21 protein-coding genes and 1 tRNA gene are annotated in these 20,741 nt (G+C 67.5%); 13 read left to right on the top strand and 9 right to left on the bottom strand.

Translation table 11 applies throughout. From position 1 onward, the window contains the following. Positions 1-103: 103 nt before the first annotated feature. Both AC1DQR_RS19460 and AC1DQR_RS19455 read right to left on the bottom strand, forming a co-directional pair. A complete protein-coding gene (locus AC1DQR_RS19460; protein ID WP_416049952.1) occupies positions 104-889 on the bottom strand; it encodes a peptidase associated/transthyretin-like domain-containing protein in 786 nt (261 codons plus the stop codon). Next, on the bottom strand, positions 879-1,511 hold the full coding sequence (locus AC1DQR_RS19455; RefSeq protein WP_477133573.1) for a hypothetical protein: 633 nt from the start codon (positions 1,509-1,511) through the stop codon (positions 879-881). Before AC1DQR_RS19455 ends, AC1DQR_RS19460 begins: the two co-directional genes overlap by 11 nt. 407 nt (positions 1,512-1,918) lie before the next feature. Between AC1DQR_RS19455 and AC1DQR_RS19450 the strand changes: the two genes are divergently transcribed. Both AC1DQR_RS19450 and AC1DQR_RS19445 read left to right on the top strand, forming a co-directional pair. Continuing rightward, positions 1,919-2,650: a response regulator gene (locus AC1DQR_RS19450; RefSeq protein ID WP_477133572.1), complete on the top strand. Its 732-nt coding sequence runs from the start codon at positions 1,919-1,921 to the stop codon at positions 2,648-2,650. Next, positions 2,622-3,800: an ATP-binding protein gene (locus AC1DQR_RS19445; RefSeq protein ID WP_477133571.1), complete on the top strand. Its 1,179-nt coding sequence runs from the start codon at positions 2,622-2,624 to the stop codon at positions 3,798-3,800. The genes AC1DQR_RS19450 and AC1DQR_RS19445 overlap by 29 nt, the downstream gene beginning before the upstream one ends. A gap of 31 nt (positions 3,801-3,831) precedes the next feature. Here the strand turns inward: AC1DQR_RS19445 and AC1DQR_RS19440 are convergent, their stop codons facing one another. Continuing rightward, positions 3,832-4,974, bottom strand: a complete 1,143-nt coding sequence (locus AC1DQR_RS19440; protein ID WP_416049948.1) for an ABC transporter substrate-binding protein — start codon at positions 4,972-4,974, stop codon at positions 3,832-3,834. Positions 4,975-5,372: 398 nt separating this feature from the next. Between AC1DQR_RS19440 and hemN the strand changes: the two genes are divergently transcribed. Continuing rightward, positions 5,373-6,767 carry an oxygen-independent coproporphyrinogen III oxidase gene (gene hemN / locus AC1DQR_RS19435; RefSeq protein WP_416050406.1) on the top strand — a complete coding sequence of 465 codons (1,395 nt, stop codon included), beginning with the start codon at positions 5,373-5,375 and terminating at the stop codon, positions 6,765-6,767. Between the two features lie 64 nt (positions 6,768-6,831). Here the strand turns inward: hemN and AC1DQR_RS19430 are convergent, their stop codons facing one another. Then, the gene (locus tag AC1DQR_RS19430) at positions 6,832-7,713 is read right to left on the bottom strand and encodes a c-type cytochrome (protein ID WP_416049947.1); all 882 of its coding nucleotides are present in this window, start codon (positions 7,711-7,713) and stop codon (positions 6,832-6,834) included. A gap of 388 nt (positions 7,714-8,101) precedes the next feature. Here AC1DQR_RS19430 and AC1DQR_RS19425 point away from each other — a divergent pair. Then, positions 8,102-8,177 (top strand) — tRNA-Arg (locus AC1DQR_RS19425). A gap of 142 nt (positions 8,178-8,319) precedes the next feature. Here AC1DQR_RS19425 and AC1DQR_RS19420 read toward each other — a convergent pair. Then, positions 8,320-8,778 (bottom strand): GNAT family N-acetyltransferase, encoded by a 459-nt coding sequence (locus tag AC1DQR_RS19420; protein ID WP_416049946.1) that lies wholly within the window; start codon positions 8,776-8,778, stop codon positions 8,320-8,322. Between the two features lie 64 nt (positions 8,779-8,842). Here AC1DQR_RS19420 and AC1DQR_RS19415 point away from each other — a divergent pair, with 64 nt between their 5' ends. The 6 genes from AC1DQR_RS19415 to arfB all read left to right on the top strand — a co-directional run bounded on the left by AC1DQR_RS19415 (position 8,843) and on the right by arfB (position 12,837). Next, a complete protein-coding gene (locus AC1DQR_RS19415) occupies positions 8,843-9,664 on the top strand; it encodes an AraC family transcriptional regulator (protein WP_416049945.1) in 822 nt (273 codons plus the stop codon). Between the two features lie 71 nt (positions 9,665-9,735). Beyond that, complete coding sequence (locus tag AC1DQR_RS19410) at positions 9,736-10,644, top strand: DMT family transporter (RefSeq protein ID WP_416049944.1); 909 nt, start codon at positions 9,736-9,738, stop codon at positions 10,642-10,644. 429 nt (positions 10,645-11,073) lie between these two features. After that, positions 11,074-11,439, top strand: a complete 366-nt coding sequence (locus tag AC1DQR_RS19405) for a hypothetical protein (protein WP_416050405.1) — start codon at positions 11,074-11,076, stop codon at positions 11,437-11,439. A 46-nt stretch (positions 11,440-11,485) separates the two neighbouring features. Then, positions 11,486-11,893, top strand: a complete 408-nt coding sequence (locus AC1DQR_RS19400; protein WP_477133570.1) for a hypothetical protein — start codon at positions 11,486-11,488, stop codon at positions 11,891-11,893. Positions 11,894-11,957: 64 nt separating this feature from the next. Next, the gene (locus AC1DQR_RS19395) at positions 11,958-12,389 is read left to right on the top strand and encodes a lytic transglycosylase domain-containing protein (RefSeq protein WP_416050404.1); all 432 of its coding nucleotides are present in this window, start codon (positions 11,958-11,960) and stop codon (positions 12,387-12,389) included. A gap of 43 nt (positions 12,390-12,432) precedes the next feature. After that, positions 12,433-12,837 carry an alternative ribosome rescue aminoacyl-tRNA hydrolase ArfB gene (gene arfB, locus AC1DQR_RS19390; RefSeq protein ID WP_150992873.1) on the top strand — a complete coding sequence of 135 codons (405 nt, stop codon included), beginning with the start codon at positions 12,433-12,435 and terminating at the stop codon, positions 12,835-12,837. 189 nt (positions 12,838-13,026) lie between these two features. Here arfB and AC1DQR_RS19385 read toward each other — a convergent pair whose 3' ends face one another. Next, positions 13,027-14,403 (bottom strand): sensor histidine kinase N-terminal domain-containing protein, encoded by a 1,377-nt coding sequence (locus tag AC1DQR_RS19385; protein ID WP_477133569.1) that lies wholly within the window; start codon positions 14,401-14,403, stop codon positions 13,027-13,029. Next, positions 14,400-15,068 carry a response regulator gene (locus AC1DQR_RS19380; protein WP_183034060.1) on the bottom strand — a complete coding sequence of 223 codons (669 nt, stop codon included), beginning with the start codon at positions 15,066-15,068 and terminating at the stop codon, positions 14,400-14,402. The genes AC1DQR_RS19385 and AC1DQR_RS19380 overlap by 4 nt, the downstream gene beginning before the upstream one ends. Positions 15,069-15,313: 245 nt before the next feature. Between AC1DQR_RS19380 and AC1DQR_RS19375 the strand changes: the two genes are divergently transcribed. The 3 genes from AC1DQR_RS19375 to AC1DQR_RS19365 are packed head-to-tail and all read left to right on the top strand — an operon-like array spanning position 15,314 to position 18,091. After that, on the top strand, positions 15,314-16,330 hold the full coding sequence (locus tag AC1DQR_RS19375) for an ABC transporter substrate-binding protein (RefSeq protein WP_416049941.1): 1,017 nt from the start codon (positions 15,314-15,316) through the stop codon (positions 16,328-16,330). 58 nt (positions 16,331-16,388) lie between these two features. Continuing rightward, positions 16,389-17,186 (top strand): ABC transporter ATP-binding protein, encoded by a 798-nt coding sequence (locus AC1DQR_RS19370; RefSeq protein WP_183034058.1) that lies wholly within the window; start codon positions 16,389-16,391, stop codon positions 17,184-17,186. Between the two features lie 41 nt (positions 17,187-17,227). Next, positions 17,228-18,091 carry an ABC transporter permease gene (locus tag AC1DQR_RS19365; RefSeq protein ID WP_174425798.1) on the top strand — a complete coding sequence of 288 codons (864 nt, stop codon included), beginning with the start codon at positions 17,228-17,230 and terminating at the stop codon, positions 18,089-18,091. A gap of 393 nt (positions 18,092-18,484) precedes the next feature. On the opposite strand, the gene AC1DQR_RS19360 is transcribed toward AC1DQR_RS19365, so the two are convergent. Beyond that, positions 18,485-19,615 carry a porin gene (locus tag AC1DQR_RS19360; protein WP_416049940.1) on the bottom strand — a complete coding sequence of 377 codons (1,131 nt, stop codon included), beginning with the start codon at positions 19,613-19,615 and terminating at the stop codon, positions 18,485-18,487. Positions 19,616-19,862: 247 nt separating this feature from the next. Continuing rightward, positions 19,863-20,534: a TetR family transcriptional regulator gene (locus AC1DQR_RS19355; RefSeq protein WP_253929147.1), complete on the bottom strand. Its 672-nt coding sequence runs from the start codon at positions 20,532-20,534 to the stop codon at positions 19,863-19,865. Positions 20,535-20,741: the final 207 nt, after the last annotated feature.

Here is a 20,741-nt window from a genome sequence, read left to right as displayed (position 1 = left end):
GAGCGGCGTGGCCGGGCGGCACGCCCGACTTCTTCCCTGTTCAGCGCCTCCGCACTTGGGTCCGGGGGCGTTTTTTTAGGGAATCCGCCAGATCCCGTGGCCGTCAGGCGCGCGCGATGCCCAGGGTGAACTCGCCTTCCAATGTGCCGGCCGCGTTCCGCAGGCGGCGTACCCGCAGCAGGTTGGGGCGCGTGCCGGCAATGCCGTCCTGCGCGTTTTGCACTGGCGAAGCGCCCCGCGCGCGATACGCGGCATGCTGGAGGTGCACCTCGCGGCTGAGCGCATCGTCAAAGAACAGCTGGCTGGTCAGTACCTCGGTCTTGCCGAGATGGATCTTCAAGTGGATATGCACCGCGCGCGGCGCGTACCAGCCCGGGTAGATCGTCAGGAACTGCGCGGCACCATCGGCGCCGGTGGGCTGCACGCCGCGCAGGAAGCGGGTGGGGCTGGCGGGCACGGCGTGCATGCCGCCGCCGTCCGGGCCCGGTCCTTGTTCTTGCCCCGGGCCTGGGCCGCCCGCAGGCGGCGGCAGGATGCTGCCCTGGTCGTAGCCGCTGTAGCTGCCGCCGGCATCGCAATGCCAGATGCTGGCTAGCGCGCCGGCTACGGGCGTGCAGCCGCGGTCGGTGTCCACCACGAGCAGCCTGAGCCGCAGCAACTGGCCCGGCCGGCCATCGCGGATATCGCTGCGCACCAGCGCCTGGTCGAGATAGAACGGGCCCTCGGTCAGGGCCGGCGTGAGCAGGCAGGCGGCAGGCTGCGCGGCGGCGTCGCCCGCCAGCCCGATCCACCCGGCGCCGAGCGATCCTCCCAGTACGCCGCCGAGGAAGCGGCGGCGGCCGCCGTTTGCTGCTATCGGGCCTGTATGGTCGAGGGGCTTACCGGGCATCTGGCGCTCCTTGCTGGTGAGGCCCCGCAGCGCCGGGTACGCGCAATGGGCCGTTCGCGCCAAAGGCGCAGGGCATGGGCGCTGGTCCGCGGCCGGGCATCGGGCCTGCCATGGCGCCGGGGAAGGGGTGGGGGCCGGGGCCGAATGTGCCCCACGGCGGACCCGCCAAGCGGCCCTCGGGCATGTCGCGCAGGCGCTCGCGCTGGCCAGCATCCAGGCTTTCTTCAAATGTGATCCAGCGATCGCGCACAGCGCGGCGATCCTTGTCGAGCGCATCGTGCAGGCGGTCTTCCCGCTCCGCGCGGGCGCGCAGCGACGACCCGGGACCCTCCGGCTGACCGGGGCCGCCACCTTCGCGGATAAAGCGCGCCTGCAGTTCCAGCGCGAGCGCATGCGCTTCCCGCGCCGCATCCAGGGCGGCTTGCCACAGGGCGGCCTGGGCAGGCGTGAGCGCCAGCGCTTCGCGCAGCGATGTGGGCGCCGCTGGCCGGCCGGGGCCGGCAATCGCCAGCGGGCTGGTCTGCAGCGCGTGCGCCGGCAGCGTCAAGGCGCACGCGCCGCACAGCACGGCAAGGGACAGCATGGCGCGGATGCGGGGCAGCAAGGCTTGGGGCTGGGTCACAAGGATTCTCCATGGAGGTCATGCGGGGAGAGGCCCGGGATTGCCGACGTGATGCCGATGGCTTCAAGCATAGCGGGGGCGCCGGGCTGCCGTGGCCTGCCGGTCGGGAACTGGCAGGCAAAAAAGCGGCGGGATAACGACATGACATATTAGAAAGGCCCGCCCGCTGTTGCTTGAGCGCTTGGTCAGCGCGCGGAAGCAATGCCGTACAAAGCGGGCCGCCGGGTGTGGCCGCTTTGTATCAAGCCCGGTACAAAGCGGCCACACCCTGCCTATCAGGCCGCAGCGCCGGGCTGGTAGAGTGAATCCCTGGCGGCGGCGGCTTGCCGGGGCCGCCCTGATCCGCCCCACCAATCCGCTGCAATACCGGCCTGCCGGCGCACCGCTGCAAAGCACGACGAAACCCGATGGACCATTCTCCCGCCTCGCCCCTTCATTTGCTGATCGTCGACGACGATCCGCAGATCCGCTCCATGCTGGCCGAGTACCTATCCACCTTTGGCATCGAAGCCGACGGCGCCGAGGGCGGCGCCGCCATGCGCGCCGCCATGGCCACGCGCGACTACGACCTGGTGGTGCTCGACCTCTCTTTACGCGGCGAAAACGGCCTGACGCTGTGCCGCGAGATCCGCGAGCGCAGCGACCTGCCGGTGATCATGCTCACTGCGCGCACCGAGCTGGCCGACCGCGTGGTCGGGCTGGAGGTGGGCGCCGACGACTATGTCACCAAGCCCTTCGAGATGCGCGAGCTGGTGGCGCGCATCCACACCGTGCTGCGCCGTGCCCGGGGCGGCGGCGCGAAGCGCCCGGCGGCGGCGGGCGGCCATGAACTGCGCTTCGGCAGCTGGCGCCTGAACACCACGCTGCGCCAGCTGGTGGATGGCGAGGAAACCGTGGTGCCGTTGTCCAATGCGGAATTCCGGCTGCTGCTGGCGTTTATCGAGCACCCGAACCGCGTGCTGGATCGCGAGCTGCTGATCAACCAGGCGCGCGGCCGCGATCTCGATGTCTTCGATCGCAGCATCGACCTGCTGGTTTCGCGCCTGCGCCAGAAGCTGCGCGACGATCCGCGCGACCCGACGCTGATCCGTACCGTCCGAGGCGAGGGCTATGCCTTCACCGGTGCCGTCGAAGCCTGAGCGCGCGGGCTGGGTGGCCCGCCACGACTCCATGTTCATCCGGCTGTTCCTGGTGATGGCCGCGATCATGCTGGCCGTGCACCTGCTCGGCGTCACGGTCATCGAGAGCGTGTTCCCGCGCCCGGGGCATACCGGGTTCACCTTCGTCCCCGGCGACGAGATGCCGCCGCCGCCCCCGGGGGACGAGAGGCGGCGGGGCGAGTTCCCGCCGCCGCCGGATGCCGAGGCGCGCGCGGACAACGGCCAAGGCGGAGCCGGGGCCCCAGTGCCGCCACGCCGCCCGCACCGGACCCGCGGTCTTGGGCCGCCGCGCCTGGGCCAGCTGTTCCAGCTCGCCGCCATTGTGGCCGCGTCCTGGGTGGGCGCACGATTGCTGGCCAGGCCGGTCCAGCGCCTGGCCAGCAGCGCCGGCCGGCTGGCCCAGGACGTGCATGCCCCGCCGCTGGACGAAGACAGCGGCCCGGCCGAGGCCCGCGCCGCAGCCAAGGCCTTCAACCACATGCAGCAGCGCATCCGCACCCAGCTGGCACAGCAATCGCGCTTCCTGGCTGCCGTGTCCCACGACCTGCGCACCCCGCTCACCCGCATGAGCCTGCGCATCGAAGGCGTCGACGACAACCAGGTCCGCTATCGCCTGCGCCAGGACCTGGCGGAGATGAACGGTCTGATCGATGCCACCCTGTATTACCTGCGCGAGCGCGACGGCGCGGCCGCGCCGCGCCAGCGGGTGGACGTGCATGCCTTGCTGCAGGCCGTGGTGGACGATGCCACGGAAGTCGGCCAGGACGTCACCTTGTCAGGCGACGCCGAGCCGCTGCTGGCCTATCCGGCCGAACTGCGCCGGGCCGTGGTCAACCTGGTCGAGAACGCGCACCGCTACGGCGGCAGCGCGTGCATTGAACTGGCGGACAGCTCCGAGCGGGTGGTGATCGATGTGTGCGACAACGGCCCCGGTATTCCGCCGGAGGAAATGGCACGCGTGCTGGAGCCGTTCTACCGGCTCGAATCCTCGCGCAACCGTGCCACCGGCGGGGTCGGCATGGGCCTGTCGATCGCCGCGGATATCGTCGCGCGCCACGGCGGCGAGCTCAGCCTGGTCAACCGGGCGGAAGGCGGCCTGCGGGTGCGCATCGTGCTGCCGCGCGCCTGAGCCGCGGGCGGCCCGGTGCCAACGCTACCGCTCACCGTGCCGTGCCGCCACCCATTGCCGCAAGCTGCACATACTGCGAGCCGCGCGAGCCGCGCGTGAAATCCAGCACGAAATCGCCCACGTCGACGCGGGCCTGCAGCGCGCGCCGCAGGTCCGCCGGGCTGGCCCCGCGCGGCGCGGCCAGCGCCGTGCGCACCAGCCAGGCCGCGCCGATATAGCCGGCCAGCGTGGCCGGCGAGGCGGGCTCGTCCAGGAACTGCTTCATCCGGCCCACGTGCTCCTTGACCACGCGCAGGGTCAGGTCCTGCGGCCCGGGGGCGATCTGCGTCAACACGATGCCGCCGGTGTAGCCGACGCCAAGAATCTCGCGTGCCGCCAGCGAATTGACCGCCGACAAGCCCACCAGGAAGCCGTACCAGCCCCGCGCCGCCAGCGCGCGGCCGAGGTTGCCATAGGCCAGCGTATCGCCCGCCACGATCACCGCGGCCGGGCGCGCGGCGGCGATGCGTTGCGCCACTGCGCCGGCGTCGCTGCCCTTGCCCGCATCCAGCGTGAGTGCCTGCAGTCCCGGCTCCTGCTCGGCCTGGCGCCGCCACGGCGTGCCGTTAGCCAGGCTGCCGGCCGCAAAGTCCGGCGCCACGGCCAGCACCAGTTGCTTGAGGCCATAGCTGCGCAACTGCCGGATGGCCGCATCCAGCTCGCTGCGGTAGTCGGCCCGCGTGTACCAGACGTGATCCGCCGCGAGCGACAGGCCTGACAACGGCGCCACGATCTGCACGCCGCGCCGGGCCAGCTCGGGCGAGGCGGCCAGCACCGGCAGCAGGGCATCGCTGGGGCCGAACAGCAATTCAGCCCGCTCCCCGTCAACCAGCGACAGCGCCTGCGCGGTGGCCGCGCGCGGATCGGCGTCGACCTCGCGCACCACATGCACCACGCGCGGCTCGCGCGCGCCGGCGTTGGCCGCATCGAACATCACTTTGGCCCCCGCCAGGTAGTCGCGCGCCAGGTCGGCCTGGGCGCCGCCCCGGTCCACAAGGTGGCCGATCACCAGCGGGCGGCGCGGCGGCGCCTGCGCCAGCAAGGAGGCAGGCGCCAGCATGGCGCTGCCAAGCGCGGCCAGGACCCGGCGGCGCGGTGGTCGTGCGGGGTTGGCGATCAGGGAAGAAGCGTGCATGGGAATCCGCGAGGCCAGGTGCAGAGCAATTGCATGATTGGGGAGAGCGCCGCGCAGCCTATCCGGCCCAGGTGACGCTGGCATGACGCCGGGCATGTCATTGGCATGTCCCGGCCGTGGCGCGCCGCATGTCATGGGCCGCGGCTTGACCCCGGTCAACGCAGGCGCGGGCGGCGCGCCCTACGATGGGTCATCGAATCCACGACAAAGGCCGCCCCATGGCTGCGACTGCCCCCGCCCCGTTTCCCAACGCAATGCCCGTCCCCGTTGCCGTCTCGAGCCAATCCCGCACCTGCTCCGGCAAGTGCGGCGCCGCCTGCACCGGCAAGCCGGCGGGACGGGGCGCGGCAGCGCCGGACCGGCATGCCTTGTCGGACTTTCGCGCGCTGGCGGGCCGCATGGATATCAACGGCCCGCGCTACACCTCGTACCCGACGGCGGACCGCTTCCACGGCGGCTTCGGCGCGCAGGACTACCAGCAGGCGCTGGCCGATTGCGCTGCTAGCGCCGCCGCGCCGCTCTCGCTGTACGTGCACGTGCCGTTCTGCGAGAACATCTGCTACTACTGCGGCTGCAACAAGATCATCACCAAGGACCACCGCCGCAGCGCGCGCTACGTGGACTACCTGGCGCGCGAGATGGCGCTGGTGGCGCAGCAGCTCGGCACGCGGCGAGAGGTAGTGCAGTCGCACTGGGGCGGCGGCACGCCGACCTTCCTCGATCCCGCCGAGATGCGCCGGGTCATGGACGCGCTGCACCAGCACTTCCACCTGCTGCCCGAGGGCGAGCACTCGATCGAGATCGACCCGCGCCGCATCGGCGACGCACAGATGGCGCTGCTGGCGGAACTTGGCTTCAACCGCATCAGCCTGGGCGTGCAGGATTTCGACGCCGAGGTCCAGCGCGCCATCCACCGCGTGCAATCGCTGGCCGAGACGCAGGCTGTCGTCGACGCCGCGCGCCGGCTGGGTTTCCGCTCGGTCAGCATGGACCTGATCTACGGCCTGCCGCACCAGACCACGGCGCGCTTTGCCGCCACCGTGGAGCAGGTGCTGGCGATGCGCCCGGACCGGCTCTCGGTGTACAGCTACGCGCACCTGCCGCACGTGTTCAAGCCGCAGCGGCGCATCGACGAACGCGCACTGCCGGCAGCCGCTGAAAAACTCGACATCCTGGTTGGCACGATCGAGCAGTTGACCGCCGCGGGCTATGTCTACATCGGCATGGACCACTTCGCGCTGCCGGACGACGCGCTCGCCGTGGCCCAGCGCGAGGGCCGGCTGCAGCGCAACTTCCAGGGCTATTCCACCCACGCCGGCCATGACCAGCTCGGCTTCGGCGTTTCGTCGATCGGGGCAGTGGCGGGCCGTTACGTGCAGAACGCCCGCACGCTGGATGACTACTACAGTGGCCTCGACGCCGGCGTGCTGCCGGTGATGCGCGGCTTCGCCATGCGTGACGAAGATCACTTGCGGCGCGATGTGATTGGCGCGCTGATGTGCAATGGCGTGTTGGATATGGCGGCGGTCGAAGCGCGCCACCGCATCGATTTTGCCGAGCACTTCGCGCACGAGCTGGCGGAGCTGGCGCGGCTGGCCGAAGACGGGCTGGTGCGCTGTGAGCCAGGCCGCATCGAGGTGACACCGCTGGGGCGTTTGCTGGTGCGCCGCCTTGCCATGGTGTTCGACGGCTTCCTGCGCGAGGATGCCCGGCGCACCGAGCCCGCTGCCATCCGGAGCGCTGATGCAGGTACGCCATTGCCGATGCCAACGCGCTACTCGCGCGTGGTTTGAGTCACACCGGAAAGCAAAAAGCCCGCGGCATGCCGCGGGCTTTTTTGTTGAGAGCTGCTTGCGCTTACTTCGAAGCGTTGGCCATGTAGTCCACTGCGGCCATCACGTCGGCGTCGGGGCCGGCGTAGCCACCCTTCGGCGGCATCACGCCCTTGCCCTTCAGGGCGAAGGCGTGCACGGCGTCCATGCCTTCCTTCAGGCGCGGTGCCCAGGCTGCCTTGTCGCCGAACTTCGGCGCACCGGCAACACCGGCTGCGTGGCAGGCGGCGCAGACTTGTTCGTAGACCTTCTTGCCCACTTCGGCGGAAGCCGGCGCAGCTGCAGCTGCAGCAGCCGGTGCGGCGGCTGCAGGTGCCGCTGCGGGAGCGGCCGGAGCAGCGGCTGCGGCAGGCGCCGCGGCGTCCGAGGCAGCCGCCGTAGCCGGAGCGGCGGCGGGCGCAGCCGGTTCCGGGAACTTGGCGCCGCCGGCGTCGGCCATGTAGACCACGGCGCGGCCGAGTTCGTAATCGGAGTAGTCGTCGGCGGTGGTGCCGGCGCGGGCTTGCATGGCGCCCTTGCCATGCAGCACGGAGTTCAGCAGGCCGTCAAAGCCCTGGCCGATACGCGCAGCCCAGTCACCAGCGTTGCTGTACTTGGGCGCGCCGGCAGCACCGGTGGCGTGGCAGGCAGCGCAGACTTCCTTATAGACCTGCTCGCCCGTCTTGTAGACGCGCGGTGCGTTCGGGTCCTTCAGTTCGAGCGAGGCGACCGGCTTGATGCGGTCATTGACAGCTTCCACGGTAGCGGTAGAACCCGCGCCTTCCTTGGCACCGTGTCCGACAAAGTTGACTAGCAGGATGATCACGATGATTGGCACCAGGAAGGCGGCAATCACCACAGCGATCAGCTGCTTGGGGGTCTTGATGGGAGACTCGTGTTCGTCTTGTGCGTGATGGACGTCGCTCATACTCAACTCTCAATTTTGCAGGAAACCTGTGGCCGCTCGCGATCGGCTGCTTATGTGGCCGCTTGCTCGGTGGCCAATTCCCCCTGGCCAATTGCGCGCATCGGACTATTATCCGGTGCCAACTGCCCCGAAACGGGCCAGCCAGCAGGGCGCGGCACCATCATCCCCGGACCTGAAGTGGACGTTGCGCAGCCCCGTTTTTACACAAATAACTCGCGATTATAGCCTCAAAGACCTACCGTATGGAGGCAAAAGCGGCTTGCAAGAGACGTCATCTGGCTGCACTTTTCAGGCCGGCGTGGACGTCTTTCGCCAAACACGGTATGCTATGCGACTTTCCGGCAGCGGCACTCGCGCGCTGCCCGCGTTGTACCCCGTCATACCCTGTGCGCCCGTAGCTCAATGGATAGAGTACTGCCCTCCGAAGGCAGGGGTTGCTGGTTCGATCCCAGCCGGGCGCACCAATCCTGACAAGGGATTGCGGCACTTCCCTCCACTACCTTGAACGCCCACTGTAGCTAAATTGCACCTAGCTTTGGCGCGGGCACTTCTGTCAGTGGCATCACCCCAGCTTCCCCGTTTCCTTGCCTCCCGTCTTTGGCCGGCCTATAGGATCAGCTTGTAGCCTTCGTGGCTGGCAACAAAGCCAAGCCTTTCGTAGAACCGGTGCGCATCCGGACGGCCCTTGTCGGTGGTGAGTTGCACGATGGCGCAACCGCGGGACCTGCATTTCGCGATCGCCCATTCGAACATCTGCTGGCCGAACCCTGCGCTGCGAAACGGCGCCGCGATGCGAACCGCTTCGATCTGCCCCCGCCATGCACCTCCGCGGGCGATGCCGGGTATGAACGACAGTTGCAGCGTGCCGATGACCGTGTCGCCATCCACGGCTACCACGAGACGCTGATTCGGGTCCGCGGCGATGGCGTGGAAGGCGGTAACGTACCGTTCGTCCACGGGCGTGCTGACAATCTCTCGCTGGCTGCCAAGCGCATCGTCCGCCAGCAATGCCACGATGGCGGGAAGATCGGCCAAGACTGCTGACCGGAAGAGGATGTGTTCCATGTCAGAACCGGGGGTAGCGCAAAGCGGGAGGGTGAGTATATCGTCGCGCAAAAGGGAGCACGGAATGCGCTCAGGACAGTTCAGGATCCTTCGCTGCGAGATGCCTGGCGTGGAGGCGGTCGAAGCGAGCACGCGCCACACCTTTGCGCGGCATACCCACGAGCAATTTGGCATCGGCATGATCTGGCAGGGCGCGCACAGGTCGCACAGCGGGCGTGGCATGGTCGAGGCGGGCCCGGGCGACATGATCATGGTCAACCCGGGCGAGGTGCACGATGGCATGCCCATCGGCGACGCCGGGCGGTCGTGGCGGATGCTTTACTTCGATCCCGCATGCATCGCGCGGGCCAGCCTGGACCTGAGCGAAGGCAGGACGAGGCAGTGCGAATTCCCTAGCCCGGTCGTCAGCGATGCCGCGGTGGCGGCGAGCTTCCAGCAGCTCTATCTGCGCATTACGGCCGGCGGCGGCGCTGGCTCGGATCTGCAGCGCGAGGCGATGCTGCTCGCCCTGCTGGCGCGGGTGGCGGAGCCCGGCCTTGCGCGTAGCGCAGGCGCGCAGGCGGGGGCACAGGCGGGGGCGATCGCTCGGGCGCGCAGCCGGATCGACGATGATCCGGCCGCAGCCGTCTCGCTGGCCGAACTCGCCGAGGTTGCCGGGCTGAGCCGGTTCCAGCTGCTGCGCGCGTTCTCCAAGGCAACCGGGCTGACGCCGCACGCGTACCTCTTGCAGCGACGCATCCATCTGGCTCGCGCGCTGATTGCGCAGGGCAAGGCCCTGGCCGATGCGGCCGCCGCCAGCGGCTTTGCCGACCAGAGCCACATGACGCGGATGTTCGTGCGCCAGTACGGCGTGTCGCCGCGCGCCTATGCGGCCGTGGTGAGCTGATCTGCAATTTCATTCAAGACCTGATGCGCCGGCCCGGCTAGCCTGCTGCTTTTCCATGGCGGGGGCTGCGCATGCCGGGCAAGCGGGGAAGCTATCTGGGGTATTTCTATCTGACCCTTGCGATGGTGCTGGTTGGCAGCACCGTGATTGCAAGCAAAGTCATTGCGTCCGGCCTGCCGCCGTTCACGGCCACCGCGCTGCGGTTCGCGATGGCCTTGCCTTGCTTGCTGGGCGCGTTGCGGCTGACCGGCGCGTCGTGGCCAAGGCCACGCGGGCGTGACCGGATCACGCTGGTGGTGCAGGCCGCGGCGGGCAGCGTGGGCTATACGACGCTCCTGATCTCCGGTCTGCGGCTGACCTCGGCCGCGGATGCGGGCGTCATCATTGGTACGCTGCCAATCGTGTCGGCGGTGATCGCGATCCTGCTGCTTGGCGAGCGTCCCCATCGTTTCCTCATGCTCGCGATCGGGCTGGCCACGGCAGGGATTGTCATGGTTGCCTTTCCTTCCGGCGCCGGCAGCGGGCATTCCTTGCTCGGCAACGCGCTCGTCCTGGGAGCCGTAGTGTGCGAGGGGCTGTTCATCCTGCTCAACCGGCGGCTGGACCAGGCGATTGCGCCACTCGCGCTATCGGCGCTCATGTGCGGCATCGGGCTGGTCGCATCCGCGCTGTTTGCTGTGTTCGAGGCGCCGTGGACTTTGGCGTTTTCCACGCAGGCGGTGGCTGCGGTGATCTACTACGCAATCGTGCCGACGGTCGGCGGATTCCTGCTGTGGTACGCGGGTTCGGCGCGCACGAGCGGCAGCGAGGCAGCGCTGTTTACCGCGCTTGCGCCAGTGTCGGCGGTCGTCCTGGCGGCGGTGTTGCTGGGCGAGCGGGTCAGCGTGGCCCAGGTGGCCGGGGTCGGTTGCGTGCTCCTGGCTGTGGCAAGCCTGCTACTGGTGCGGCCGGCAAGCCAGGGCGCGGTGCAGGGTCCTTGAGCGCAATCATGGCGCTGCGCGCGTTGTGCCGTTGATACAGCTGCGCGCGCCTCGGCAGGATTTGGGCAGCGGCGGAACCGCCGCCGGCGATTTCCGGCGGCGCTCGCGGTATGGCGCGTGGAGCATTCCGGTCTTGCGCCGCGCGGCTTGTCGAGCACGTGCCTTCCCAAAAAGTGCCATGCCCGGCGCGTAGCCGCGCTTGCGCGCGCTACGGCTGCCCGGTGGGAGGCACTGTCAATCCGCAAACAGAAGCAATTTCTCCTCTTAATTGCGCCTTTTCGCCCGATCGGCCCAATGCGTAAATGGCCCGCATCAAACGCCTAGGGAAGCCATTCCATGTGCAATATCGCAGACAAAGTGCCCCGCGAACGGACGCGCCGGGCCGTCGCTCACTCTCGGCTGCTGGGCGCGTGGGCAAAGCGCCTGGCGATGCCGCTGGCCGGGGCGGCGGCGCTGCTGGCGCTGGCGGGCTGTGCCCAACTGCCTGCCTCTGCGACGTCGGACGCGCCAGCGCCGCAGAGCACGATTGCGAGCTTCGTGATCCCGCCGGATGCGCTTGGCGCGCGTGATGCGCAACTCGCGGCCGTGCTTGCCAAGGCCGGCGCGCTGGCGGCCCGGCAGAAGCAGCCGGCGACCATCGTGGTCACCGCGCTCGGCCAGGACCTGCCCTACCTCAACCAGGCGATCTGGAAAGGCGTACCGGCACAGCGCACCACCGCCGTTCACCTCGAGAACCTGACGGCCGGCGCGAGTCAGCCGTACAGCGTCACCATCAAGACGGCGCAATCGCAATAACGCCGCAATAGCACCGCAATCACACCGCAACAAGGAGCCGCAGCCGATGCACCGCCTCATCCTGTTTGCCGCCTGCCTGGCGCTGGCCATGCCGGCCCTTGCCACCGCGCCTGGCGCCGATGTCCGTCCTACCTTGCCGGCAGCCGCACCGGCGGCGGACAAGGTCTATCCACCGCTGCCGACCCTGGCCATGTTGCCGCCCACGAGTGGCAGTGACGAGCTCAGCGCGCCGCGCGTGGGCCACACCGCCAGGGCCCGGACCAAAGCGCCGCCCGCGCCGGAACGCAAGAGCCTCGCGCCGGTGGTGCGGCTGGTGGTTTCGGACACCTCGCGTGCGTACCTGGACACGATCGGACGTCAGCTCGACCTGGCCCTGCAGCAGTCGCCGCCGCCCGGGCTGGCTGAAGACCATCGCCAACGTCTGGCAAGCGAGGGCATCAATCGTGTCCGCTAACGCCCATACGAAGGCAGCCGGCCTGCGCCAGCGCCGCGGGCATGCCGGCACGCTCGCGGGCAGCTTGCTGGCGATTTCGCTGCCTCTGCTGCTGTTTCATGGTGCGGCCCGCGCGCAGGATTGCTTCGAGCAGGCGGGCACCTACCAAGGCGTCAACCCCTCGGTGCTGCGTGCCATCGCGTGGTTCGAGTCGAAGGGCGATCCCGCCGCGGTGAACCGCAATGCGAACGGGTCGATCGACGTTGGGCAGTTGCAGATCAACTCGGTGCATTTCAACGACCTGGCACGCCACGGCGTGCCGAGCCGCGCGCTGACCGACGCGTGCGTCAACGTCTATGTCGCCGCGTGGCTGCTAAAGCAAAAGATGGTGAGGCATGGCAACACCTGGCGCGCCATTGGCGCCTACCACTCCGAATCGCCGGGCCAGCGCGACGCTTACGCGCGCAGCATCCAGCGAATCCTGGTGGCCTGGGGCGAGCTGCCATCGGCTCGCTAGCGCATGGGAGCGGGCCGCATCGGCCCTTGCTATCATGCGTGCCATGCAGCCCGACATCACCATCCTCCACACCGAATACGAGATCACCGCGATCCGCGCGCAAGGCGCGGGCGGGCAGAACATCAACAAGGTGTCCAACGCGGTCCACCTGCGTTTCGATGTCCGCGCCTCGTCGCTGGAAGAAGGGCACAAGGCGCGGCTGCTGCAGCTGCATGACCACCGCATCACGCGCGATGGCGTGGTGGTGATCAAGGCGCAGCAACACCGCAGCCTGGAGATGAATCGGGAGGAGGCCGTGCAGCGCCTGCACGACCTGGTGCGCAGCGTGGCTACGCCGCCGCGCACGCGCCGTCCCACGCGGCCCACCTTCGGCTCGAAGATGCGGCGCCTCGAAGGCAAGAGCCAGCGCAGCCAGGTCAAGGCGCAGCGCGGCAAGGTGGTGGACTAAGAGGCCGTTTCAAAAAGATGCTGGCGTCGTTGCGCGGTCTTGGCCGTACCACTTGTACTGTCTGCGGCCGCGCGCCTAGCCAGAACCGCTTCGCTTCATTTTGAAACGGCCTCTGAGGGCGGCGCGCCCGCGCTGGCACTTTTGTCTCACGCCGCCGCCTGGCATCGAAGCTGACATCGGCGCTGGCACTCAGGTGGCCAGAGGCAGGCGCACCGTCAGCGTGACGCCGCGCCCGCCGATGCCCGGGCTCAGGCTTACCTGGCCTTGCGCCGTCAGCACGATCTCCTTGACGATGGCAAGCCCCAGGCCGCTGCCTTCCTGGTTCGGCAGCGCGTTGCGATAGAAGCGATCGAATATCTTGGGCCGCGCTTCGGCGGGAATGCCGGGGCCGTTGTCGCTCACCGCGAGGACGGCACTTTTCGCCTCGAGCGTCACGGCCACGGTGACCTGGCCTTGCGCCGGCGTATAGCGGATCGCGTTGTCGACCAGGTTCGAGACCACGGCCGCCATCATCCACTCGTTGACGCTCACCCGTGCACTGTCGACCGCCAGCTCGGCGCCCAGGTCTATGCCCTTGCGCTGCGCCAGCACCACCATGTCTTCCAGCACGGCGGTCACCAGCGGCACCAGGTCCGCGCCTTGTTGCGCGGCACCGGCGCTGCGCGCGGCTTCGGCCTGCGACAGCAGCAGCAGCTTGTTGGCCAGGTTGGTCATGGCCTGTGTGCTGGTCTCCATCGAGCCGAGGATCTCGCGCAGCCTGGCTTCATCGTCCACCCGCGCGGCAAACTCCAGCTGCGCCCCCAGCACCGCGAGCGGCGTGCGGATCTGGTGCGCGGCATCGGCGATAAAGCGCTTTTGCTGGCGCACATATTCGTTCAGGCGCTGGATGCACTGGTTGATCGCCTCGACAATGGGCCGCAACTCCTGCGGCAGGTCGATTGCGCTCACCGGTACCAGATCCATCGGGTCGCGTCCCGCCACTTCGTCTTTCACGCGCAGAAGCGGGCTCAGCTCCACCGTGAGCCCGATCATCACCAGTCCCACGGCCAGCACCAGCATCACCACTTCGCGCAGCAGCGCCGGCATGCGCAGGCTGCGAACCAGCTCGTGATTGCCATTCAGTGTCTGCCCCACGGTGACGGTGACCTTGCGGGCCTCGCCGGAATCGAACATCGTGCGGGTGGCTTGCACTACCCGCACCGGCTGCGACTGGAAACGGGAAGCGTAGAACACGGGGCTGGCGGCGCCCGCCATCGGTGGCTGCTCGAAGCGCGGGTTACCTGCCAGGATCCGGCCGTGATCGTCGACCACGTTGTAGAAAACGTGGTCGCCATAGGGCGAGTCGAACAGGGACAGCGCCGATGGTGGCACCTGCACCGTGATACGTCCATCCGCCCACGCGATGTGGCCCGCAATGACGTCGGCCGAGGCTTGCAGCGCGCGGTCTTGCACGCGGTTTGCGGTATCGGCCGCACTCAGGTAGGCGGCATAGCTGCTGATGCCCACAAAGCCCGCCAGCGGCACCAGCAGCCATAGCAGCAACCGTACGCGCAGGCTGTGCATCATTGCTTTTGCTGCAGCAGGTAGCCCAGGCCGCGCAGCGTCATGATGGTGGCCTGGCAGCCCTCGAGCTTCTTGCGGATGCGATGGATATAGATCTCGATGGCGTCCTCGCTAGCCTCCTCGTCGAGCGAATACACGCCCGACATGAGGCTCGCCTTGGACACGGTCTTGCCGAGCCGCATCATCAGGATTTCCAGTGCGGTGTGCTCCTTCAGCCGCAGCGAAAGCAGCTCGCCCGCGACATAGAATTGCCGCGTGTCGGTGTTGTAAGTGAGGTCGCCGCAAGCCAGTTCGGCTTGCTTCTCCCCGGTCTGCCGCCGCGCCAGGGCTTTGATGCGCGCGACCAGCTCCCGCACTTCGAACGGCTTGACGAGGTAGTCGTCGGCGCCCAGGCCCAGGCACTCCACTTTTTCGTCGACCGACGCGCTTGCGGTCACCACCAGCACCGGCACGTTGTTGCGGCGCGCGCGCAGCCGGCGCAATACGCTCTTGCCAGCCAGGCGCGGGATCTGCAGGTCTAGCAGCACCACGTCGTAGCTCTGCGTCTGCAGCAACTGATCGGCGTACTCGCCGTCCAGCGCGGTATCGACCATGAAGCGCTCTTCCTTCAGCAGCCTCGCGAGCCAGTGGATGAGCGAAGCGTTGTCTTCGATCAGCAATACCTTCATGAACCGCTCTGGTGAGGACCTACTGTTGCCGGGGTCTCCTTTTACCACTGCCCGCCACGCCGCAGACACAGCACCGCATCGGGATATTCCCTGAGATGCGGCGAAAGCTGCGTGAAGGTTTGCGCTGCCTAGAATGCTTCGAACCCCGCGCTGTGGCCCCGGCGAGCGCGGAGGCACGCCGTAACCAGAGCCCAATCATGCCCCGGCCACCAAGACCTGGCGCCAGCAAAACAAGGGAGACAAAGATGAATGCATACAGGAAGGGCACGCTTGCCGTGGCCTCCGCAGCACTTGCAGCACTTGCAGCTGCGCACACGGCGCAGGCGGCCGATGCAAAGCTGTCGATCATGGTGGGCGGCGCGACCAAGATCATCTACCTGCCGGCCAGGCTGACCGAGCAGCTGGGCTACTTCAAGGAGGAGGGGCTCGATGTCGAGATCCTCTCGCAGCCGGCCGGGGTCGACGCCGAAAACGAACTGCTGGCCGGCGCGGTGCAGGGCGTGGTGGGCTTCTACGATCACACCATCGATCTGCAGAGCAAGGGCAAGGAAGTGGAGGCCGTGGTGGTGTTCGGCAAGGTGCCGGGCGAGGTGGAGATGGTGGCCACGCGTGCGGCCGGCCAGATCAAGAGCATGGCCGATGTGAAAGGCAAGACGCTCGGTGTGACGGGCCTGGGCTCGTCGACCAACTTCCTGACGCAGTACCTGGCCTTCAAGGCGGGTGTGGCGCCCAGCCAGTACACGGTGCTGCCGGTCGGCGCCGATAACAGTTTCATGGCCGCGATCCGCCAGAGCCGCATCGATGCCGGCATGACCACCGAGCCCACCATCTCGCAATTGCTCAAGACCGGTGAGGCGCAGGTGCTGGTCGACATGCGCACGGCCGAGGGTACCACCCAGGCGCTGGGCGGGCTCTATCCGGCCTCCAGCCTCTATATGCAGCGCACCTGGGTGGAGGGACACAAGGAGCAGGTGCAGAAGCTGGCGCGCGCCTTCGTCAAGACCATGCGCTTTATCAAGACCCACAGCGCTGAGGAGATCGCGCAGAAGATGCCCAAGGACTACTACGGCAATAACCGCGAGCTCTACGTCAAGGCCCTGGGCGCCTCGCTGCCCATGTTCACCGACGACGGCAGAATGCCCGCCGGCGGCCCCGAAACGGTGCTCAAGGTGCTCGCCTCGTTCGATCCGACGGTCAAGGGCAAGCACATCGAACTGGGCCGCACCTTTACCAACGAGTTCGTCGACCGCGCCGCCAAGTGAGGCGCCAGGCGAACAACCGGTTCGCGCCGCCGGCGCGCGCGCACTGCAAGGAAACCTCATGACCAATACCGTGCCGCAAGATGCGCCGGCCATCGAATTCGAGCGTGTCTCCTGCCGCTTCATCGCCCCCGATGGCACTGCCACCGTGGCGTTGCGCGACTTCTCCATGTGTGTGGGCAAGGGCGAGTTCGTCGCCATCGTCGGGCCGACGGGATGCGGCAAATCGACCACACTGAGCCTGATCACCGGCTTGCTCAAGCCGAGCACCGGCGAGGTGCGCCTGATGGGCAAACGCGTGACCGGCATCGATCCGCGCATCGGCTTCGTGTTCCAGGCCGATGCGGTCTTCCCGTGGCGCTCGGTGCTGCACAACGTGGCGGCCGGGCCGCTGTTCCGCGGCGCCGGCCGCGACCAGGCCTATGGCCTGGCCGAGGAATGGGTGCGCAAGGTCGGCCTGGCCAAGTTCAGCAACCACTACCCGCATCAGTTGTCGGGCGGCATGCGCAAGCGCGTGGCGCTGGCGCAGACCTTCATCAACAATCCGCAGATCCTGCTGATGGACGAGCCATTCAGCGCGCTGGACATGCAGACCCGCACGCTGATGCAGGACGAACTGCTGCAGCTCTGGTCGCAGAACGCCGGCTCGGTGGTGTTCGTCACGCACGACCTGGAAGAAGCCATCGCCATGGCTGACAGGGTCTTCGTGCTGACCGCGCGTCCGGCCACCCTCAAGCGTGTCTATGAGATCGACCTGCCACGCCCGCGCGTGACTTCGGAGATCCGCTACGAAAAGCACTTTGTCGAACTGTCGCGCGAGATCTGGGCCGATCTGCGCGAAGAAGTCCACATCGACTGATGCTGCGCCGCCAACCGTAGCCAATGCCAATGCCAACGCCAATGCCAATACCAATGAATATGGAAGCAAACACGGCCCTTGCCGACGAACTCGACGTCTTTGAACGGGAAGCCAGGCTAGCCATGCGCCGGCGCCGCCAACTGATCATCACCCTGCGCATTGCCTTGCTGGTGGTGGCGCTGGGCGGTTGGGAGCTGGCGGGGCGGCTGCACTGGATCGACCCGTTCTTCTTCTCCATGCCCTCGCTGATTGCGGAGCAGATCTATGACTGGTTCGTCAACGGCACCTCGCAGGGCCCGCTGCTGGAGCAGGTGGCGGTCACGCTGGAAGAGACCGGGCTGGGCTTCCTGATCGGCTCGGTCGCCGGCGTGATCTGCGGCATCGTGCTCGGGCGCAACAAGCTGCTGGCCGATGTGTTCAGCATCTACATCCAGATTGCCAACTCCATTCCACGCGTGGTGCTGGGCTCGATCTTCGTGATCGCGCTGGGCCTGGGCATGGCCTCCAAGGTGGCACTGGCGGTGGTGATGGTGTTCTTCGTGGTGTTCGGCAATGCCTTCCAGGGCGTGCGCGAAGCCGACCGCTACCTGATCGCCAATGCGCAGATCCTCGGCGCTTCCAAACGGCAGCTGACCTTCGCCGTGGTGGTGCCGTCGGCGTTGAGCTGGATCCTGGCCAGCCTGCACGTCAGCTTCGGCTTCGCGCTGGTCGGCGCCGTGGTGGGCGAGTTCCTGGGCTCCAAGCAGGGCATCGGCCTGCTGATCGCCACGGCGCAGGGCGCCTTCAATGCCAGCGGCGTGTTCGCCGCCATGATCGTGCTGGCGGTGGTAGCGCTTGCCGCGGATTTCTTGCTGACCACGCTGGAAAACCGCCTGCTTAAATGGAAGCCAGGTAACCTGGCCTGACCTTACGTCGCGGCGGCACAGCGCAATAGCGCTACGCACGCGCCGGGACGCCATCTCCCTTGCCCACGCCGACTCCCCGTCGGGGTGGGCCTTTTTACTTGGTTCGCCGGACTTCCTGCGAGCGCCCGCCCTCTCCCCCGGCCCCTCTCCCACAAGTGGGAGAGGGGAGCAGACCAGTGGCATTGAACGAAGCCGACGGATCGGCCAACACCGCACGCCATCACGACGGCTGTCTCTCCCTCTCACCCCGGCCCATCTCTCACAAGTCGGAGATGGCAGCACGCCTGAAGCACGGAACGATGCCGCCAGGCGAAAAAAACCCGGCTTGTGGCCGGGACAAGGAAAGTTCGGAGCCAGGCCCGCGCCGCCAGGCGCAGGCCGATGCAACGGGGGTCAGAAGCGCGTGCGCATGCCCACCGCGAATTCGCTCTGGTGCGCGAAGCCGTTCGATTGCGCGGCGTGATAGCCGTGCTGCAGGAACATGTAGTCGGCCGCGAGATAGACCTCGGTGCGCTTCGAGAAGTGGTAGAAGATCGAGCCGTACACCGTGTTCTTGCGGCCGCTGTCGGTCGCGGTGGAGCCAGCGGTGTTGCCATAAGCATTGATGGTGAAGCCGTCGGCATTCAGGGCGGCGTGGCCGGCCTTCATCATCTGGTAGCCGATCTCATAGTCGAAGGCGCCTGCCGGGTCGATCTTGAGCGACACAGTGTAGGCGTCGTCCTTGCGCTGGCCCAGCGCGCCCTGCTCCGCGGTGTAGTGGAAATAGCCCGCGCTGGCGCGCACGATGCCCCACACATAGTTGCCGCCAGCCGAATAGGTTCGGTTGCGCTGGCCATTCACGTTGGCCTGCGTGAAGAAGCTCGAGACGTGGAAGTTCCCGCCGTTGTAGCCCAGGGTGACCGTCTCCGTGGTGTTGCGCGACGGCGCGCCCGGCACTTCGCCGAACTGGTAACCCGCGCCGGCGGTCAGGCCGTTGTCGAACAGCTTCTTCCACACCACGCCGTTGTCCATGCGCGTGCCGGTGGCGCTGCCCGCGTAGAACACCAGCTGCTTGAAGTTGTTGTTGTTGGTGTAGCCGCCTTCCTCAGTCGTGATCGCGGCCGGGCCGTAGGGGTCTCCATAGAGGCCCGAAGCCATCGGGTCGCGCCCGAGTGCATTCTGGCGGCCAAAGGTCAGCTTGCCGAAGACATCGCTGTTGATGCCGACCCAGGCGTCGCGGTTGAACAGCACGCCGGGGGTGTCCATCGCGCCGTTGTAGCTCTGGAATTCGCTCTCCAGCTTGAAGATCACCTTGGTGCCGAAGCCGATGTCTTCCGCGCCGGTCAGGCCCCAGCGGTTGCCGCTGAACCACGCCGGCTGGTGGTAGCCGGTGAGGCGGTCACCCTTGGCGTCGGCGTTGCTGATGGTGCTGATGGTGGTGTCGATGAGGCCATACAGCGTCACGTTCGATTGCGCGTTGGCGTGGCCGGCAAAGGCCGCGCCGATTGCCAGCGCGAGGGCTGTGGTTTTGGTTTTGGCTTTCAAGTTGATCTCCTCGGGGCTCGCTAGTCTTGTCGATGAATCCGGCTGCTCGCGGGCGGGACGCGTGTCCCGGCCATGAGAGAAGCCCCTGCATCGTAGGCATGGCAAGCCTTCATCCAGCTTTCCCGCCGTTGCGCGGCTGGCTCAGGGAAAATACCGAGGAGACCCGGCAGGGCAGGCGTTCAGCCGCTTGTTCGGGCGCTTGCCGCCCGCATTGCAAACGCAGCCGCAGCCGCAGCGGCCGGCGCGCTCAGTGCGGCCGGCGTTCCGTTGGCTTGCGCTTGCGCGCAGGTGCGGGTACGGGCGCCGGCTGATCCTGCGCCCGCTGCTGTTCGGCTGCGCCGCGCAGCAGCCAGCTGATCAACTGCTTGGATTGCTGGATGCGCAGGCGGCGTCCCTTGGCGTTATCTTCGAGATAGTCCGTCGACAGGTGAAACAGGTAGGACACCACGTAGCCGCAGAGGTCGTCGACGATGGGGCGCGACAGGCCCGGGCAGAGCGCCAGCCTCTCGATGTCTTCCGCCATCTCGCCGGCGATATCCGCCAGCACCTGGCGCACCGCTTCGCGCAGCGCCGGCTGCGGGCCGGTGCTGCCGCACACGCCGACAAAGAAGGCGTCGGGGTGGGCATCGGCGTAGGCGAAGAAGGCGTCGCAGGCGCGGGTGGCGACCTCGCCCGGGTTGTCCTGCGCCACCGCCCAGCGCACCGCGCGCAGCATGGGCCGCAGTTCGTTGCCGACCTCGGCCACGGCGGTCAGCGCCAGGTCTTCCATGTCGCGGAAGTGGCGATAGAAGGTGTTGGGGTTCAGCCCCGCTTCGCGCGCCAGCTCGCGCAGGCCGAGGCCGGCGAAGCTGCGCCTGGCTGCGGCCAGGCGCAGCGCCGCGTCGATCAGTTTGCGTTTGCCGCCGGCAATGTCTTCCATGATGTCAGGCAAAAAAGTTAAGGCCGGGATACACCGGCTTGAATACGCCGGCTTGAGCGAATCCGGTTTGGAATTGACACTCGGTCTACATTCGTCTACTTTGCTGCAAAAGTAGACGGTTGTCTACGTCGACTTGCAGGGATAGCCTTGTACGTCATGTACGTCATGTACGTCATGTACGTCATGTACGCCATGTACGCCATGCAC

The organism is Cupriavidus sp. 05L411 (assembly GCF_056398045.1).
This window is presented reverse-complemented; position numbering and strand designations above follow the sequence as displayed.